The organism is Ensifer sp. SSB1, from assembly GCF_016652895.1.
GTDB lineage: Bacteria > Pseudomonadota > Alphaproteobacteria > Rhizobiales > Rhizobiaceae > Ensifer.
In genome coordinates this window covers 26,734-42,479 of record NZ_JAEPRP010000022.1, presented here as the reverse complement: position 1 = coordinate 42,479, position 15,746 = coordinate 26,734, and the positions used below count along the sequence as shown (strand labels likewise).

Genomic DNA, 15,746 nt, shown 5'->3' with positions numbered 1-15,746 from the left:
CAGGTGCGCCGTTTGGGAGATCGGTTGCATCCGTCGTCGCCGGTCGACGCTTCCAGGGAGGAAGGCGATGCCTGTCGTCAGGGATCATTCGGAACTTGTCTATCGGGTCGCGCACCAGTCTTCGGCAGCGGCGAGCTCGCCTGTGGCCGCCTCCTGGCGCCGCTGCATGACATTGCACAAGCTTGCTCCGGAGGAAGCGCGCACGCCGCTGCGGCTGCTCGACAGTGAGTTCCACTCCGTGCGCGAGCGTTCGGGTGAACTGCTGGCGGAAGCCGGCATCGAGCTCGACCGCTTGTTTGCCACGGTTGGCAAGGCCGGCTGCTGCCTGCTCCTCACCGACAATGACGGCGTGGCACTGGAGCGGCGCGGAGCGGTCGGCGACGACGCCGATTTTCGCGGCGTCGGGCTCTGGTCGGGAACGGTGTGGAGCGAGGCGAGTGTCGGCACCAATGGCATCGGCACGGCGATTGCCGACGAGCGCGCGGTCGTCATCCAGCGCGATCAGCATTTCCTCAGCAGCAATATCGGCTTGAGCTGCGCGACAGCACCCATCCGCGATCATCGCGGCCGGCTGGCGGCGGCCATCGACATCTCCACTTGCCGCGACGATGCATCCGAGATCACGATGTCGATCCTGTCGCAGGCGGTGCGCGATGCCGCCGCGCGCATCGAGGCCGGCCTCTTCCGTCGTGCCTTCGCCGGTGCGCGGATCGTGCTGGTGCCAGTGGATCGTGCCGGGCCTGCGCTTCTCGCCGTCGACCGCGACGACCTGGTGCTCGGCGCCACGCGTGCGGCACGCCAATGGCTCGATCTCGACGACCGGCGCATCGCTGCCGGGGTTCCGGCCTCCGATCTTCTGAAGGAAGATACGTCAGGCGACGCCGCCGAGCTTCCCGATGCGGAACGTGCAGCGCTTCGACGTGTGCTTTCGCGCGCCAATGGCAACGTCTCCATGGCGGCGGAACTGCTCGGCATCAGCCGCGCCACGCTTTACCGCAAGATGAAGCGGCTCTCGGTCAACTGATCTCCGATCACAGCGGAGGGTGCCCTTCATCCTACCCTTCTCCCCGCAGGCGGGGAGAAGGGACGTGGCCTATCACGGGGAGAAGCTCCCGGCAGCAGGATGAGGGGTGAGCGCTACGCTCTGCTCCCTGCTTGCTGCATCGCAGCATGACCATCGGCGCCAAGCTGTCTCAATTCTGAAACAGTTCTCCGTACCGCCGCTCGCGTGGCTCTATCGAAGACCCGCATTCGACTTCACCTTCCTACACACAGCTCGTTGCTGGTTCTCAGGGAGGAATGACCATGTTGCATCAGAAGATCATCGAAAGCCCGTTCAAGCAGAAATACGGCAACTTCATCGGCGGCGAATGGCGCGAGCCGGTGGCCGGGCGCTACTTCGACAACACGACGCCGGTGACCGGCGGCGTGCTTTGCCAGGTGGCGCGCTCGGATGCCGCCGATATCGAGCTGGCGCTCGATGCCGCCCATGCCGTTCGCGAGAAGTGGGGCCGCACATCTGCCGCCGAGCGTTCCAACATCCTGATGAAGATCGCCGGCCGCATGGAGGACAATCTCGAACTCCTGGCGCGGGCCGAAACCTTCGACAACGGCAAGCCGATCCGCGAGACCATGGCGGCCGATATTCCGCTGGCCATCGACCATTTCCGCTATTTCGCGTCCTGCATCCGCGCGCAGGAAGGTTCGATCGGTGAGATCGACCATGACACGGTCGCCTATCACTTCCACGAGCCGCTCGGCGTCGTCGGGCAGATCATTCCCTGGAACTTCCCGATCCTGATGGCTGCCTGGAAGCTGGCGCCGGCGCTTGCCGCCGGCAATTGCGTCGTGCTCAAGCCTGCCGAGCAGACGCCGGCTTCGATCCTCGTCTGGGCGGAGCTGATCGGAGATCTGCTGCCGGCCGGCGTGCTCAACATCGTCAACGGCTTCGGGCTCGAGGCCGGCAAGCCGCTTGCGACCAGCCCGCGCATCGCCAAGATTGCCTTTACCGGTGAGACGACGACCGGTCGGCTGATCATGCAATATGCCAGCCAGAACCTCATTCCGGTGACGCTGGAGCTTGGCGGCAAGTCGCCGAACATCTTCTTCGCCGATGTGCTCGCCGAGGACGACGACTATTTCGACAAGGCGCTCGAAGGTTTCGCCATGTTCGCGCTGAACCAGGGCGAAGTCTGCACCTGCCCGAGCCGCGCGCTCGTACAGGAGAGCATCTATGACCGCTTCATGGAGCGGGCGGTGAAACGCGTCGAGGCGATCCGCCAGGGCAATCCGCTCGACAGCGCCACGATGATCGGCGCGCAGGCGTCGAGCGAGCAGCTCGAAAAGATTCTCTCCTATATCGATATCGGCCGCCAGGAAGGCGCCGAGGTGCTGACCGGCGGCGGCCGCAACGTGCTTGAGGGCGAGCTGTCGGTAGGCTTTTACGTCAAGCCGACGGTGTTTCGCGGTCACAACAAGATGCGCGTGTTCCAGGAGGAGATCTTCGGGCCCGTGGTCTCGGTCACCACCTTCAAGACGGAAGCCGAAGCGCTGGAGATCGCCAACGACACGCTCTACGGCCTCGGCGCCGGTGTCTGGAGCCGCGACGCCAACCGTTGCTACCGCTTCGGCCGCGAAATCCAGGCCGGTCGCGTCTGGACCAATTGCTACCACGCCTATCCGGCCCATGCGGCCTTCGGCGGCTACAAGCAGTCCGGCATCGGCCGCGAGACCCACAAGATGATGCTCGATCACTACCAGCAGACCAAGAACATGCTGGTGAGCTACAGCCCCAAGGCGCTCGGCTTCTTCTGATCGGAAACTGCCTTCCCCGCCGCCGGGGAAGGCAACAGGAGCCGGAGGGACGGTATTCTCCACCGTCCGTCCGGCTCGATCGGCGGCTGAGGTGTGCTCTCCACCCGCGCCTCAGCCGACCAATGCAATATGTGCGTTCGAACAAGAGGCTTGCCATGTCCATCGACCTGACAGGAACGACCGGGATCAACGAACCCCGCGTGCTGGCGACGGATGCGGCGCTGGCCTTCATCGCCGAAATCCGGCGCGATCACCCCGATATCCTGTTTCACCAGTCCGGTGGCTGCTGCGACGGTTCGTCGCCGATGTGCTATCCGGCCGATGACTACATCGTCGGCGACAATGACGTGAAGCTCGGCGAGATCGGCGGCGTGCCTGTCTATATCAGCGCCAGCCAGTTCGAGGTGTGGAAGCACACGCAACTGATCATCGACGTGGTGCCGGGCAGGGGCGGGATGTTCTCGCTCGACAATGGACGGGAGAGGCGCTTTCTGACGCGCTCGCGGCTCTTTGGCGGCGGCGAGGCCTGTCCCGTCGTTTTCCTCGGACGGAAAACTGAGGAACTATTTCCGCTCCCGCATGACTTTTGCAGCCAGGTCGAGGAAGGCCCGCAGCTTCGGCTGCGTCTGCGCCTTGGCCGGGAAATAGATGAAGAGACCCGGTGAAGTCGGCAGATAGGCTTCAAGCACCCGTTCGAGGCGGCCGGTTGTGACGGCATCCCGCACCGAAAGATCCGGGAGATAGGCAAGCCCGGTGCCGGCCTCGGCCATCTCCACCAGCATCTGAAAATCATTGACGGTGAGGGCGCCCGGAGCATCGACCGAGAAATCGCGTCCCTCGCGCTCGAACTCCCAGCGGTAGATCGTGCCGGATCCCGGATAGCGATAACGGATGGCTTCGTGGCGCGTCAGGTCCTCGGGCGTCAACGGCCGCCCGTGCTTGACGAAATAGGAGGGCGAGCCGACCACGGCCCAGGTGATATCGGGCGTCAGCCGGACGGCAATCATGTCGCGCTCGATCGCTTCGCCGATGCGCATACCCGCATCGAAGCCGTGTTCGGTGATATCGACGGCGGCATCGTCGATGGAGACTTCGACGGAAACGTCCGGATATGCCTGGCGAAAGCGCGGCAGGAGCGGCGCCAGCACCAGAGGGATCGCCATGCGCGGCACGGTCAGCCTGAGATTGCCCATCGGCCGGTCGCGAAAATCGCCGAGCAACTCATAGGCGTCCGCGATCTCGGCGGCGGCAGGACGCACGCGCTTAAGAAAGGCGAGGCCCGCCTCGGTAAGCGCGACGCGCCGGGTGGTGCGCACGAAGAGCTGCAGGCCGAGGCGGGCTTCGAGCGCCCGGATCGTCTGGCTGACGGCGTTGGGCGTGACACCGAGGTTGGCAGCCGCAGCGGTGAAATTGCCCGCCTCGGCAACCGCCAGGAACTCTCTCAATCCGTTGAAAGGGTCGATCGTCATTGGCTCATTATGAAGTTTTGCTTCTCAGGCTTTGAAGATAGCAGCCGTTTTTCCTCATAATCAACTCTGGCATCGTCTCCCTGACACCGCTTCACCTTCAAGCAATGGAGATCGACATGCAGTACACGACGCTTGGAAACACCGGTCTGGTGGTCTCACGCCTTGCCTTCGGCGCGATGACCTTTACCGCCGGAGACCGCAGCATCGGTGCCATCTACAAGACCGATGCGGCAGCCGCCGATGCCCTGGTCGGGCAGGCGCTCGATGCGGGCATCAACTTCTTCGATACGGCCGACGCCTATGCGTCCGGGCAATCGGAACGGATCCTCGGGGAGGCGCTGAAGGCCCGTCGCGACGAGGTGGTGATCGCCACCAAGGTCGGTTTCCGCACCGGCACGCCGCTCACCCAGTCGGGGCTTTCGCGCCGTCATATCCTCTGGTCGGTGGATCAGAGCCTCAAGCGCCTCGGCACCGACTGGATCGACGTCTACATCGCGCACAAGCAAGACCCGCATACGCCGCTCGAGGAAACGCTATCCGCACTCGACGCGGTCGTACGCTCCGGCAAGGTGCGCTACATCGGCTTTTCCAACTGGTCGGCTTGGAAGGTGGCGGCAGCGCTTGAGATCCAGAAGGCCAACGGTCTGGCACTCTTCACCCATGGCCAGATGCACTATTCGCTGCTCGGTCGCGATGTGGAGCGTGACGTCATCCCGATGATGCGGCGGTACGGGCTGGGGCTGATGGTCTGGAGCCCGCTGGCATCGGGGTTCCTGTCGGGCAAGTACAGCCGTGAAAACCTCGGCGATCCGGACAACCGCTATTCCGGCTTCGATATCCTGCCCTTCGACAAGGAAAAGGGTTTCAAGTTGGTGGAGCGTATGCGTGCAATTGCCGACACGCGCAGGGCGAGCGTGGCGCAGGTGGCGATCGCCTGGCTGCTGGCGAAACAAGCGGTGACGAGCGTGCTGCTCGGCGCTTCCAAGGCGCACCAGCTCAAGGACAATCTCGGGGCGGCCGATCTCATCCTGACGGCGGCGGAGCTCTCGGCGCTCGACGCCGAAACCGTGCCGGCGCCAGTCTATCCCAACTGGTTCATCGACAATCTTTCCGACCAGCCGCTGGTGCAGGCGCTCGGCCGCTAGCGGCATCCTTACAACGAAAAACGCCGGCGCTTGGACGCCGGCGTAAGTTTGGGGAATCCGCGAGATTGTCTCGTCATTCCGATGTTGCGAGTGCCTCAATCGCTGCGAAACCTAGCTCGTCGTCTGAACCAATGACGCTTACCGCCTTGCCCGGTAGCGGAACGAACCCGCTCTTGATGCCCTCATTTCGTGTCGGGATCAGGCTTACCGTTGCCTCACCGCTCGTTTCGACCTCTACGCATTTCGCTGCTTTCAAGAAACCGCCGGCCGATTTCACCCCCGCTCGGGCGAGCACCGGATCGAATAGGTTTGTGAACGACCTCGGGTGCGGGACATTCTCGCAAGATGCTGCCAGGCACTCCCTAATCGCGCGACCCAGTTCTCCGACATCAGTCTTGTTCACACTCAAGACTGGAGCATTGAGAATCCAAATTCCGACAGTCGTCTTTGATGAACTGTGAACGTAAAGCATACCCGCGTGCTGATAGATTGTTGCAGCTCTCATTCAGACTGCCTCGATTGCGCTACTGGTCGCTTAACGAAAAACGCCGACGCTTTCGCGCCGGCGTTGTTTCACGAATTCGCGTGTTGCGATGACCTCAATCGAAGAGGCTCGAAACCGACTCTTCCTGGCTCGTGCGGCTGATGGCTTCGCCGAGCAGGCCCGCGGTCGAGATGACGCGGATGTTGTGGGCGGACTGGACGGCGGTCGTCGGCTGGATCGAGTCGGTGATGACCAGTTCCTTCAGCATCGACGAGGTGACGCGGGCGACCGCGCCGCCGGAGAGAACGCCGTGGGTGATGTAGGCGGTGACGCTGGTGGCGCCGTTCTTCAACAGAGCTTCGGCCGCATTGCAGAGCGTGCCGCCGGAATCGACGATATCGTCGATCAGCAGGCAGTCCTTGCCCTTCACGTCACCGATGACGTTCATGACTTCGGATTCACCCGGACGGTCGCGACGCTTGTCGACGATCGCCAGCAGACAGTCGAGGCGCTTGGCGAGCGCACGGGCGCGAACCACGCCGCCGACATCAGGCGAAACGACCATGACGTTCTTGAGATCGTAGTTTTCTTTGACGTCGCGCGCCAGGATCGGGATCGCATAGAGGTTATCGGTCGGGATATCGAAGAAGCCCTGAATCTGGCCGGCGTGAAGATCGAGCGTCAGCACGCGGTCGGCGCCGGCTTCGGTAATCAGATTGGAGACGAGCTTGGCCGAAATCGGCGTGCGCGGACCAGGTTTACGGTCCTGGCGGGCATAGCCGAAATAGGGAAGCACGGCGGTGATGCGGCGAGCGGAAGAGCGGCGCACCGCGTCGATCATGATGAGCAGTTCCATCAGGTGATCGTTGGTGGGGAAAGATGTCGACTGGATGATGAACACATCCTCGCCGCGCACGTTTTCGCCGATCTCGACGAAGATCTCCTGATCGGCGAAACGGCGTACCGTCGCTTTGCCGAGAGGCAGGTTGAGATAGTTGCAGATCGCTTCGGCCAGCAGCCGGTTCGAATTACCTGCGAAAACCTTCATTGACGGACCGCCTTGAGCTGGCGCGGTCACCGTCCGGTACTTTTCCGGTAGCGGTGTGTTCCGCGCAGATTCCGAGAGCCATTCCAATCGCGGTCATTCTTTGCGGATGGCCGCCGTTCAGAGCTGATCGGCCGCTTTTTAGCGAGACTGAACTTGAATGCAAGGGGAATGCTGCGCCGCGAAGGCCAATATCCTAAAAACTTTGTGTCAACCGGCCTGAGATTGTCGCCATTCGAGGTAGGCGTTGATGGTTTTCGTCGCGATTCCCTGCATGGTTGTCGCCGGCACTCCGCTCCACAAGTCGGTGCCGGCACCGGGAACCGAGTCCTGCCCCTGGATGCGATGCAGGCGATTGCCGCTGCCGTCGAGCACATCCCAGACATAGACGACCGTCGTCTTGTCGCCGTCCTTCAGCGTCGAGAAGTACCCCTTGAGGATATGTTCGCTGCTGGCATCGCCCGAGCCCTTGATCGTCAAGCCGTGCGCGCGCGCTTCGGCGCCCAGCTGTTTGGAGAGCGGGGTCACCGCCTGGACCGGCGCGCCGATGATCGGCAGGAAGCGGATCGTGCCACTGGTGGCAGCGCTTGCCTTCGGCAGCGATGCGACGCTCGGCTGGGTCTGGACGGTCTCGGCCGCAGCCGCCGTCTGCTGGACCGGGGTGTGCTGAACTGGTGCCTGTTCTATCGGTGCCTGGCGGCTCTCGATCGTGTTCTGGACCGGCGCTGAGCCGGCGGCAAGTCGGCTTGCCTGTCCCTCGAAGGTGCCGGCCGGATCCGTATAGGTCGCGTCGCCAGTGGCATAGGCAGTCGGCGTGTTCGACGGAGGCGAGTAGGCGGTGGTCTGGCTGACCGGTTCGCGCTGCATCGGCGCCATTGCCGTCTGCGTCGACATGGCGTCGAGGTCGGATTGCGTTACCGGTGGCGAGCGGAAGGTTCCCCCGCCGACGTCAACCTGTGGCGTCAGCATCTCGGTGCTGTTGCAGCCGGCCAGGGCAATGGCGAGGCCAAAAGCTACGATGGGCGTGGTGAGCTTTCGCATTTTCAAACCGTCCGTCCGTTTCTTCGCGGCAGTTTCCTGAAACGTCTCCTGTCGTCTGCCAGTACGAACGCAAGTCTAGGCGGATTTCCCTAAGCAGAAATGAAGTCCAGGCCATAGCGCGAGAGCGCACGGGGGGTATCCGTCGTCGTGAGGTAGGTCTGGCCAAGGGTCATGGCGGTGCCGCTGTCGGAATCCATGATGATCATGTGCACGAACAGCGACATGTTCGGCTCGATCTCCTGCGGGTTGCCGATGTGGAACATCTGGTGCTCCATCCATGAGGGCGAGAAGCGGGCGCCGAGAGAATAGCCGCAGGCATTCAGGCGGTGACGGGCAAGGCCGCGCTCGTCCATGATCTTCGCATGCATGTCGAAGACCGTGCCGAAGGTGTTGCCGGGACGAAGCACCATCTCGATCGCCTGGATCGTCTCGCGGCAGGCGCTGTAGAGTTCGCGGTGACGGTTGGTCGGCTCGCCGACGACGACGGTGCGCATCATCGCCGCATGGTAATGGGCGCTGACGCCGGCCCATTCGAGGGTGAGCTGGTCCTGGCTGTCGAGCACGCGGCGCCCGGACTTGTAGCGGCAGAGCAGCGCGTCGGCGCCGGAGCCGATGATGAATTCGTTGGCAGGGTAGTCGCCGCCGCCGGCCAGGATCTTGCCCTGCATGGCGGCGAGGATGTCGGCTTCGTTGCCGCCCGGACGGATCAGCGGCAGCGCGGCATCGAGCGCATCGTCGGCAAGGCTTGCGGCCTTCTCGACATAGGCGATCTCGGCGTCGCTCTTGATCAGCCGCAGGCGGCTGACGAGATACGAGGCGTCGATCAGCTCGCCGAAGGTCTGGAGTTGGCGGTCGAGCAGGCGGGCGACGCGGCCAGTCATGCCGTGAGTGTCGTATTCGACGCCGATGCGGCAGCCGAGCAGGTCGAGTTCGCTCAACAGGTTCTTGAGATCCAGGGTCGGATCGGCGTTGGCCCGGTCCACCCAGATTTCGATGCGCTCGATGTTGGAAGTGTGGCGCGCCTGGCGCAGGTCGGCCGAGCGCGTCAGCAGAACCAGCGAGCCGTCCTTCTTCACGACCAGCGTCTGGAAGAAGCAGTAGCCGAAGGTGTCGTAGCCCGTCAGCCAGTACATGCTCTCCTGGGCGAAGAGCAGCACCGCATCCAGCTTCTCCTCGCGCATCTTCTCCGTCAGCCGCTCGAGGCGGCCTGCATATTCTTCCTGGGCAAATTGAAGCGCCATGTCAGGTCCCCCGTATGCAAATGGCGGAAATCTGCCGGCCGTAATCCGGCTCCTGCCTGTGGGTCGTCCGACGGTAGGAGAAGAAGCGCTCCTCGTCGGCATAGGTGCAGATATCGAGATTTTCGGCGGTTACGCCGGCTTTGGTCAACCGCCGGATGGTGAAACCCGGCAGATCGAACATCGCGTGGCCGTCATGCTCGGACGGTCTGAAGTAGGATGCATAGCTGTCATCCGATGAGACGAAACGCTCGACGAATTCGGCGCCGACCTCGTAGTTGCGGCGGCTGATCGACGGGCCAAGGCAGGCGACGATGCGGTCGCGCCGGGCACCGAGCGAGACCATCGCGTCGATGGTGCTTTCCAGGACGCCGCCGAGCGCGCCCTTCCAGCCGGCATGGGCCGCGCCGACGACATTGGCTTGGGCATCGGCAAAGAGAATGGGGCCGCAATCGGCGGTCAAAACGCCGAGCACGATGCCCGGCGTCGCCGTCACCAGCGCGTCTGCTTCGGCGCGGGTACCGTCATAGGTCTCATCGACGATGACGGCGTCTGGAGAATGGACCTGATGCAACGTCGCCAGCCGCTCCAGCGGCGCGCCGAACCAGCCCGCGACGCGGGTGCGGTTCTCGTTGACATGGGCTCTTTCGTCCTTCGAGCCAAGGCCGACATTAAGGCCGCGATAGAGCCCTTCGGAAACGCCGCCCTGGCGGGTGAAATAACCATGGGCGATTGCCGGCCCGGCCTTCTCGCCGAAAAGCGAGCTTTGCACGGGAGAAAGCGCGGCGTCATGCTGCATCGGTATATTTGCCTTTGCTTTATGAAGAGATTCAATGGGTTTGGGGGCGCGCTCCGGCCCGGCGAATGACGGCTGATTTGCCGGCGCGATGTTGACCCGCGATGGCTGGGCTGTCAATTCCCGAACGGCACGGGGCCGTCCGGGAAGGGCTCAGGCCTTCGGTTTGCGGAAAGGCGAAAGCGGCACCGGCGGGCTGCTGACGGCCAGAACCTTGAAGAGTTCGCCCATCTTTCCGGCGCCTGCGCCGGCAAGCCTTTCCACGTCCTGGCGAATGCCTTCTTGCGTCAGTGCGTCCTTGTCGCGGCCAAGTGCCGCGGCGCGGTCCAGAAGACCAAGTCCAACAAGAAAATCGCCCTGGTGCGCAAGGCCGTTGATCTGTACCTCGTCGGTCTTGGCGCGGCGGGCCAGTTGCTCGAAATCGACATGGCTGGTGAGGTCGGCCCGGCCTGGGCTTGCGAGAGGCGGATCATATTCGTGATCGCGGACGGCCTGCAGCGTGTCGCCATAGCCGGTGGCGAGGTGGCCGTAATCGATGATCACCGCGGTGCCGCCGCTGATCTTCAGCCGCTCGCAAAGCGCGGACATGACGGCGTCGCGGGCAGGGGCGATCTCGAAGATCGTGCCCTCGGCCACACTTTGGGCCGGCGTCGGCAAGAGGTCCGGGTCGATGCCGGCGACGCCGGCGGCAAAAGTGAGGTCGCCATTGGCGTCAAGGCCGACCATGCGCTCGCGGAACCCTTGCGTGGTGCGCACGAATTGCCGGATCGGAATGGCATCGAACAGCTCGTTGGCGGCAAGCAGCAGGAAGCCTTCGGGCAAGGTCTCGAAGCTTGCGTGCCATTCGACCTTGTTGCCATGGGCGGCAAGGGTCTCGGACTGGACCTTGCGCAGGCGTTCGCTGGTTTCGACGAGGTGCACGCCGGCGGATGCGTAGAGCTCCGGGGCAAGGCGACGCACCACCCGCAACATGTCAGCCATCATCGTGCCGCGGCCGGGACCGATTTCGGCGATGACAGCGCCCTCGGGCTTGCCGTGCTGCTGCCAGGCGTGGACGAGGAAGACGCCGATCATCTCACCGAAAAGCTGGCTGATTTCCGGCGCCGTGGTGAAGTCGCCCTCTTTGCCGAAGGGTTCGTGAACGCGGTAGTAGCCGTGCTCCGGATCCGCCAGGCAAAGAGAGAAGTAGTCGGTGACGCTGATCGGCCCGTGAGCCTTGATCAGCGCCTTGATCTTGTCCGCAAGTGGTGTCGTCATGCCTTCGTCCAGTTAGCGGGAGGCGGCCGGAAGCCGCACGCCCTTGCCTTATCCGCTCTCAGGCGGCTGCGCGCCGCGCCCGGGCAATCGCCCAGATGCCGGCGAGTGCCATCGGCAACGAAAGCACCATGCCCATCGTCAGCCAGCCACCGACAAGATAGCCGATCTGCGCGTCCGGTTCGCGGAAGAATTCGACGAAAATGCGGCTCAGGGCATAGCCGAGCACGAAGGTGCCGGTGACGAGGCCCGGGGATTTCAACGCCTTGCGACGATAGATGAACCAGGCGAGTACGGCGAGCAGGACGAGGCCCTCAAGGGCCGCTTCGTAGAGCTGGCTCGGGTGGCGGGCGAAGGGGCCGCCGGTCGGGAAGACGATTGCCCAGGGCATCGAGGAGAGACGGCCCCAGAGCTCGCCATTGATGAAATTGGCGATGCGGCCGAAGAAAAGGCCGATCGGGACGACAGCCGCGACGATATCGAAAAGGCTCCAGAGAACGATGCCGTTGCGCCGGGCGAAGATGATCATGGCGAGCGTCGTGCCAAGGAAGCCGCCGTGGAACGACATGCCGCCGTTCCAGATTTCCAACGCGCGGATCGGATTGGCGAGCACCGAGCCGAGATCATAGAAGAGGATGTAGCCGATGCGGCCGCCGAGCACGATGCCGCCGGCTGCCCAAAGCAGGAAGTCGTCAAGTTGCTGCAGCGTAACCGCAGGCGTCTCGTTGCGCCAGAGCGCATTGTTCATCGCCAGGCGCCGTGCGTAGAACCAGCCGATCAGGATGCCCGCCACATAGGCGAGCCCGTACCAATGCACGGCGAGAGGCCCGATCTGGAAAATGACGGGGTCGATTTCGGGGAAGGGAAGGATGGCGAGACGGGTCGCTAGAGTTTCCAAGATATGTTCTCGTACCTATTGCGCGTGCAGGGGCCGGTTGTTTCGGCGGAACATGGCGACCGATTTTCACCGGGTCAAGGCGCCGATGCCCGTGCCGCGCACACAGGGCCGTGATTTGGTACGTGATTTTCCTTGCATCCGCACGCCGCTGACCCTACCTGAAATTCATGACCGCATCGCAATGCGAGGCGATGGCTGAAATGGAGATCGCGACGATGAGCACAGGCGCCAACCGCATTCTGGATGACTTTGCCAAGATGATGACCGATGCCGCGGGTGCCGCCCAAGGCGTGCGCCGCGAGGTCGAGACAGCCTTCCGTGCGCAGGCCGAACGGGCGCTGAACTCGCTCGACGTGGTCAAGCGCGAGGAATTCGAGATGGTCAAGGAAATGGCCATCAAGGCGCGTGAGGAAAATGATGCGCTGCTCGCCCGCATAGAGGCTTTGGAAGCGAGCATCGCTGCGACCGGCAAGTAACGCGATTCCGCCGAAATAACGGTGTTTCAGCGTTTTTACTTCGCCCGCGAACTGGTTTCGCGGGCGTTTTGCTGTCGTTAATCCTGGCTCGATTGAAGCGGCGTTAAGGCTGGTTAATAAAACCTGAAAAGTTTTCCACCTGTGGACACTGCCAAAAAACCCTTATGGCAGAGTCAGTTAAGCTTGGGCGCTTCATCCAAATGACAACGTGGACGCGATTCATCCCGGCTATTTTTCGGCCCGGGGGCTGGCAGCCTGACTCCGCCATTATACACTGATTTTAAATGATGATTCGAAACGAACCACGCAAGCTCCGGGCAGGGTAAGTCAGCCAGGATGGATGTGAGTTCAGCAATCATAATGTGTTTGTAATCGGTGTTGGGTTTGCAGCGTTGCGTCTTGTGAGCGTGATGATGCATGCCTGCGCCACACCTATGCAGGGTGATGAATGAGCCTTTTGGAAATGGAAGTCGAGCGCCAATCCAACCCGGTCGACATGATCGAGTTCGTGGCTGCAAATAACGACTGGTCGTTCGAACGATCCGGCGAAGATGAAATCGCCATGACGGTCGAAGGCAAGTGGGCGGACTACCACGTTTCCTTCTCCTGGATGGAGGAGTTCGAAGCCCTGCACCTTGCCTGCGCCTTCGATATCAAGGTCTCCGAAAGCCGGGTCAACGAAGTTATCCGTCTGCTCTCCCACATCAACGGCCAGGTGCTGATGGGCCACTTCGATCTGTGGCGCCAGGAGGAAGTGGTAATCTTCCGCCAGTCGCTGCTGCTCGCCGGCGGCGCCGAGCCCACCAACCAGCAGGTTGAAGTTCTGCTTTCGAGCGCACTCGACGCTTGCGAATCCTATTACCAGGCGTTTCAATTCGTCGTCTGGTCCGGCATGGACGCGCAGCGCGCCGTCGATGCGGTCCTGTTCGAAACGGTTGGAGAGGCTTGATCATGGCGAATGCCGCTTCCGGTCCCATCGTGCTCGTCGGCGCCGGCAATATGGGCGGCGCCATGCTTTCCGGCTGGCTGAAGAGTGGTGTGAGGGGTGCCGACGTGCTCGTCGTCGATCCCGGTCCGCCGCCGGCCATGGCCAAGCTCATTGCCGACAATGGCGTGACGCATGCGACCCAGGCGCCGTCCGGCGTCGCGGCCGGCGTGATCTTCCTTGCGGTCAAGCCGCAGGTGATGGACGTCGTGCTGCCGCCGTTGAAACCGCTGGTCGGTCCGAACACGGTCATCGTCTCGGTCGCGGCCGGCAAGACGCTTGCCTTCATCGAGACGCATCTGGGTGCTGCAGCCACGGTTCGCGCCATGCCGAACACGCCGGCGATGATCGGCCGCGGCGTCACCGGTGCCTTTGCCAATGCGCGCGTCAGCGACGCGCAGCGCGGCCAGGTCAACGACCTCCTGAAGGTCAGCGGCCCGGTCGAATGGGTCAGGACTGAAGCCGAGATCGATGCCGTGACGGCTGTTTCCGGCAGCGGTCCGGCCTATGTCTTCTACCTCGTCGAGTGCATGGCGGAGGCGGGCCGCAAGGCCGGCCTCGAGGCGGACCTCGCCATGCGGCTTGCGCGGGAAACCGTCGCGGGGGCTGGCGAATTGTTGCACCAGTCCCCCGACGAAGCGGCGCGGTTGCGTCAGAACGTAACCTCTCCCGGCGGCACGACCGCTGCAGCGCTCTCCGTGTTGATGGCCGACGACGGCATGCAGCCGCTGTTCGACAAGGCGATCGCGGCGGCGCGCAAGCGGGCGGAAGAACTGGCGGGCTGAGCCCGCGACACCGCCGCGCTATCGCAGCGTCGGCGTGGTGATTGCCTTAGGGCGTGCATGTGCGGGAGGCACCCGCACATGCGTCGCGCTCTTGCCGCGGTTTCCGATTGAGCAGAAACCTCCAGATCACACCGATTGCCCGGCGGATCGCGTCAGCAATGGCCGCGCTGCGCTGACGCCGCGCCCAGGAATGAAGCTGGTAACTCGCCGGCCTGTCGTACCGCTGCTCATCCATTTCCATCACTCCTCAAGCTTTGCTGTCTGAGTTGCATCTCAAGCTACGGCCTGTCGGTGAGCGCGATAATCCATGATAAATTCCGTTCATCTGTGACAATATGGAATAGATAGGATGGATAGGCAGGAAGCCATGGCGGTGTTTCTCTCCGTCGTCGAGGAGGGCGACTTCTCTGCGGCCGCGCGGCGGCTGCGCATGATGCCCTCGGCGGTCAGCAAGATCATCGGCCGACTGGAGACGCGTCTCGGCGTGCGTCTGCTGCAGCGATCGACGCGCAGCATCAGCCTCACCAGCGAAGGCGGTGCCTATGCGGAGTCAGCCCGCCGGAGCCTCGGCGACATCGAGGACGCCGAGTTTGCGATCCAGCCGGGCGCCGAGCCGCGTGGGCGTTTGCGGGTGAGCCTGCCGAGCGCCTTCGGACATCGCCTGATCGTGCCCATGCTGCCTGATTTCATAGCTCGGTTCCCCGAGATCGATCTGGAGCTCGATTTCAGCGACGCGATCGCCGACCTCATGAACGGCGACGCGGATGTCGCCATACGGGTGGCGGCGCAAAGCGACAGCACGCTGGTGGTGCGGCGCCTGGCATCGAACCGCCGCGTCATCTGTGCAGCGCCGGGATATCTCGAGAGACACGGCGTTCCGAAGACGCCCGACGACTTCGACGGCACACATGCCTTGCCATCACTGCCCACGGCCGCCTGAATGTCTGGGAGTTCCAGGATGGCAACGGCCGGCATGCGATCCGCGTTCGCGGTTCCGTCGAGGCCAACAGCACGGAGGCTTTGAGGCGGCTCGCGCTCGCAGGCATTGGGATCGTGCGGCTCTCCGAGATACTGGTCGGTGGTGACATCAGGGCGGGCCTGCTGGTGCCGCTGCTGACCGATTGGAATTATGCAGAGGCGGAACCGATCACCGTCGTCTACCCGCACCGACGTTTCCTGCCGCCGCGCGTGCGCGTCTTCGTCGATTTCCTGGCCGAGCAATTCGCACGCCGCCCCTGGGAGGAGGCCAGATTTCACGGGGCGCCCGCCGATGCCGGCGTGCTTCCGGAATCTCCGCCGATGCTTTAAGCCCGGCG

General features: G+C 63.2%; 13 protein-coding genes and 2 pseudogenes. 8 read left to right on the top strand and 7 right to left on the bottom strand.

Going from position 1 to position 15,746, the window contains the following annotated elements; all coding sequences use genetic code 11:
• Positions 1-67: 67 nt before the first annotated feature.
• The 3 genes and pseudogenes from I8N66_RS08105 to I8N66_RS08095 all read left to right on the top strand — a co-directional run.
• On the top strand, positions 68-1,024 hold the full coding sequence (locus tag I8N66_RS08105; protein WP_113535473.1) for a helix-turn-helix domain-containing protein: 957 nt from the start codon (positions 68-70) through the stop codon (positions 1,022-1,024).
• A 281-nt stretch (positions 1,025-1,305) separates the two neighbouring features.
• Positions 1,306-2,814, top strand: a complete 1,509-nt coding sequence (gene adh, locus I8N66_RS08100; RefSeq protein WP_291151932.1) for an aldehyde dehydrogenase — start codon at positions 1,306-1,308, stop codon at positions 2,812-2,814.
• A gap of 155 nt (positions 2,815-2,969) precedes the next feature.
• Positions 2,970-3,362 (top strand): annotated as a pseudogene (locus I8N66_RS08095) (DUF779 domain-containing protein); the annotation flags it as partial.
• 15 nt (positions 3,363-3,377) lie between these two features.
• On the opposite strand, the gene I8N66_RS08090 reads toward I8N66_RS08095, so the two are convergent.
• Entirely contained in the window at positions 3,378-4,283 is a 906-nt protein-coding gene (locus I8N66_RS08090) for a LysR family transcriptional regulator (protein ID WP_291151929.1), read from the bottom strand.
• Positions 4,284-4,399: 116 nt separating this feature from the next.
• On the opposite strand from I8N66_RS08090, the gene I8N66_RS08085 reads away from it, so the two are divergent.
• Positions 4,400-5,428, top strand: a complete 1,029-nt coding sequence (locus I8N66_RS08085; protein ID WP_291151926.1) for an aldo/keto reductase — start codon at positions 4,400-4,402, stop codon at positions 5,426-5,428.
• Between the two features lie 599 nt (positions 5,429-6,027).
• Here the strand turns inward: I8N66_RS08085 and I8N66_RS08080 are convergent.
• The 6 genes from I8N66_RS08080 to lgt all read right to left on the bottom strand — a co-directional run bounded on the left by I8N66_RS08080 (position 6,028) and on the right by lgt (position 12,184).
• The gene (locus tag I8N66_RS08080; RefSeq protein WP_034788749.1) at positions 6,028-6,960 is read right to left on the bottom strand and encodes a ribose-phosphate pyrophosphokinase; all 933 of its coding nucleotides are present in this window, start codon (positions 6,958-6,960) and stop codon (positions 6,028-6,030) included.
• A 207-nt stretch (positions 6,961-7,167) separates the two neighbouring features.
• Positions 7,168-7,998, bottom strand: coding sequence for a hypothetical protein (locus I8N66_RS08075; protein WP_291151921.1), 831 nt, complete (start codon positions 7,996-7,998; stop codon positions 7,168-7,170).
• An 89-nt stretch (positions 7,999-8,087) separates the two neighbouring features.
• The gene (locus I8N66_RS08070; protein WP_223725107.1) at positions 8,088-9,239 is read right to left on the bottom strand and encodes a Xaa-Pro peptidase family protein; all 1,152 of its coding nucleotides are present in this window, start codon (positions 9,237-9,239) and stop codon (positions 8,088-8,090) included.
• Position 9,240: 1 nt separating this feature from the next.
• The gene (pgeF, locus tag I8N66_RS08065; protein WP_291151917.1) at positions 9,241-10,035 is read right to left on the bottom strand and encodes a peptidoglycan editing factor PgeF; all 795 of its coding nucleotides are present in this window, start codon (positions 10,033-10,035) and stop codon (positions 9,241-9,243) included.
• A 150-nt stretch (positions 10,036-10,185) separates the two neighbouring features.
• Positions 10,186-11,289 (bottom strand): class I SAM-dependent methyltransferase, encoded by a 1,104-nt coding sequence (locus tag I8N66_RS08060; RefSeq protein WP_291151914.1) that lies wholly within the window; start codon positions 11,287-11,289, stop codon positions 10,186-10,188.
• A gap of 58 nt (positions 11,290-11,347) precedes the next feature.
• Positions 11,348-12,184 (bottom strand): prolipoprotein diacylglyceryl transferase, encoded by an 837-nt coding sequence (lgt, locus tag I8N66_RS08055; RefSeq protein ID WP_291151911.1) that lies wholly within the window; start codon positions 12,182-12,184, stop codon positions 11,348-11,350.
• A 215-nt stretch (positions 12,185-12,399) separates the two neighbouring features.
• On the opposite strand from lgt, the gene I8N66_RS08050 reads away from it, so the two are divergent.
• From I8N66_RS08050 to I8N66_RS37515, 4 genes and pseudogenes are all read left to right on the top strand, one after another.
• A complete protein-coding gene (locus I8N66_RS08050; protein ID WP_291151978.1) occupies positions 12,400-12,660 on the top strand; it encodes an accessory factor UbiK family protein in 261 nt (86 codons plus the stop codon).
• Between the two features lie 448 nt (positions 12,661-13,108).
• On the top strand, positions 13,109-13,609 hold the full coding sequence (locus tag I8N66_RS08045) for a YbjN domain-containing protein (protein ID WP_034788736.1): 501 nt from the start codon (positions 13,109-13,111) through the stop codon (positions 13,607-13,609).
• Positions 13,610-13,611: 2 nt separating this feature from the next.
• Positions 13,612-14,430 carry a pyrroline-5-carboxylate reductase gene (gene proC, locus I8N66_RS08040; protein ID WP_223725103.1) on the top strand — a complete coding sequence of 273 codons (819 nt, stop codon included), beginning with the start codon at positions 13,612-13,614 and terminating at the stop codon, positions 14,428-14,430.
• Positions 14,431-14,779: 349 nt separating this feature from the next.
• Positions 14,780-15,738: pseudogene (locus I8N66_RS37515) on the top strand (LysR family transcriptional regulator).
• Positions 15,739-15,746: the final 8 nt, after the last annotated feature.

Excerpts from the sequence above, each read along its gene's own strand:
- I8N66_RS08050 (WP_291151978.1), top strand. The coding sequence starts at position 12,400 with ATGAGCACAGGCGCCAACCGCATTCTGGATGACTTTGCCAAGATGATG.
- I8N66_RS08060 (WP_291151914.1), bottom strand. The coding sequence starts at position 11,289 with ATGACGACACCACTTGCGGACAAGATCAAGGCGCTGATCAAGGCTCAC.
- I8N66_RS08085 (WP_291151926.1), top strand. The coding sequence starts at position 4,400 with ATGCAGTACACGACGCTTGGAAACACCGGTCTGGTGGTCTCACGCCTT.
- I8N66_RS08105 (WP_113535473.1), top strand. The coding sequence starts at position 68 with ATGCCTGTCGTCAGGGATCATTCGGAACTTGTCTATCGGGTCGCGCAC.
- adh (WP_291151932.1), top strand. The coding sequence starts at position 1,306 with ATGTTGCATCAGAAGATCATCGAAAGCCCGTTCAAGCAGAAATACGGC.
- pgeF (WP_291151917.1), bottom strand. The coding sequence starts at position 10,035 with ATGCAGCATGACGCCGCGCTTTCTCCCGTGCAAAGCTCGCTTTTCGGC.
- I8N66_RS08090 (WP_291151929.1), bottom strand. The coding sequence starts at position 4,283 with ATGACGATCGACCCTTTCAACGGATTGAGAGAGTTCCTGGCGGTTGCC.
- I8N66_RS08070 (WP_223725107.1), bottom strand. The coding sequence starts at position 9,239 with ATGGCGCTTCAATTTGCCCAGGAAGAATATGCAGGCCGCCTCGAGCGG.
- I8N66_RS08045 (WP_034788736.1), top strand. The coding sequence starts at position 13,109 with ATGAGCCTTTTGGAAATGGAAGTCGAGCGCCAATCCAACCCGGTCGAC.
- I8N66_RS08075 (WP_291151921.1), bottom strand. The coding sequence starts at position 7,998 with ATGCGAAAGCTCACCACGCCCATCGTAGCTTTTGGCCTCGCCATTGCC.
- I8N66_RS08080 (WP_034788749.1), bottom strand. The coding sequence starts at position 6,960 with ATGAAGGTTTTCGCAGGTAATTCGAACCGGCTGCTGGCCGAAGCGATC.
- proC (WP_223725103.1), top strand. The coding sequence starts at position 13,612 with ATGGCGAATGCCGCTTCCGGTCCCATCGTGCTCGTCGGCGCCGGCAAT.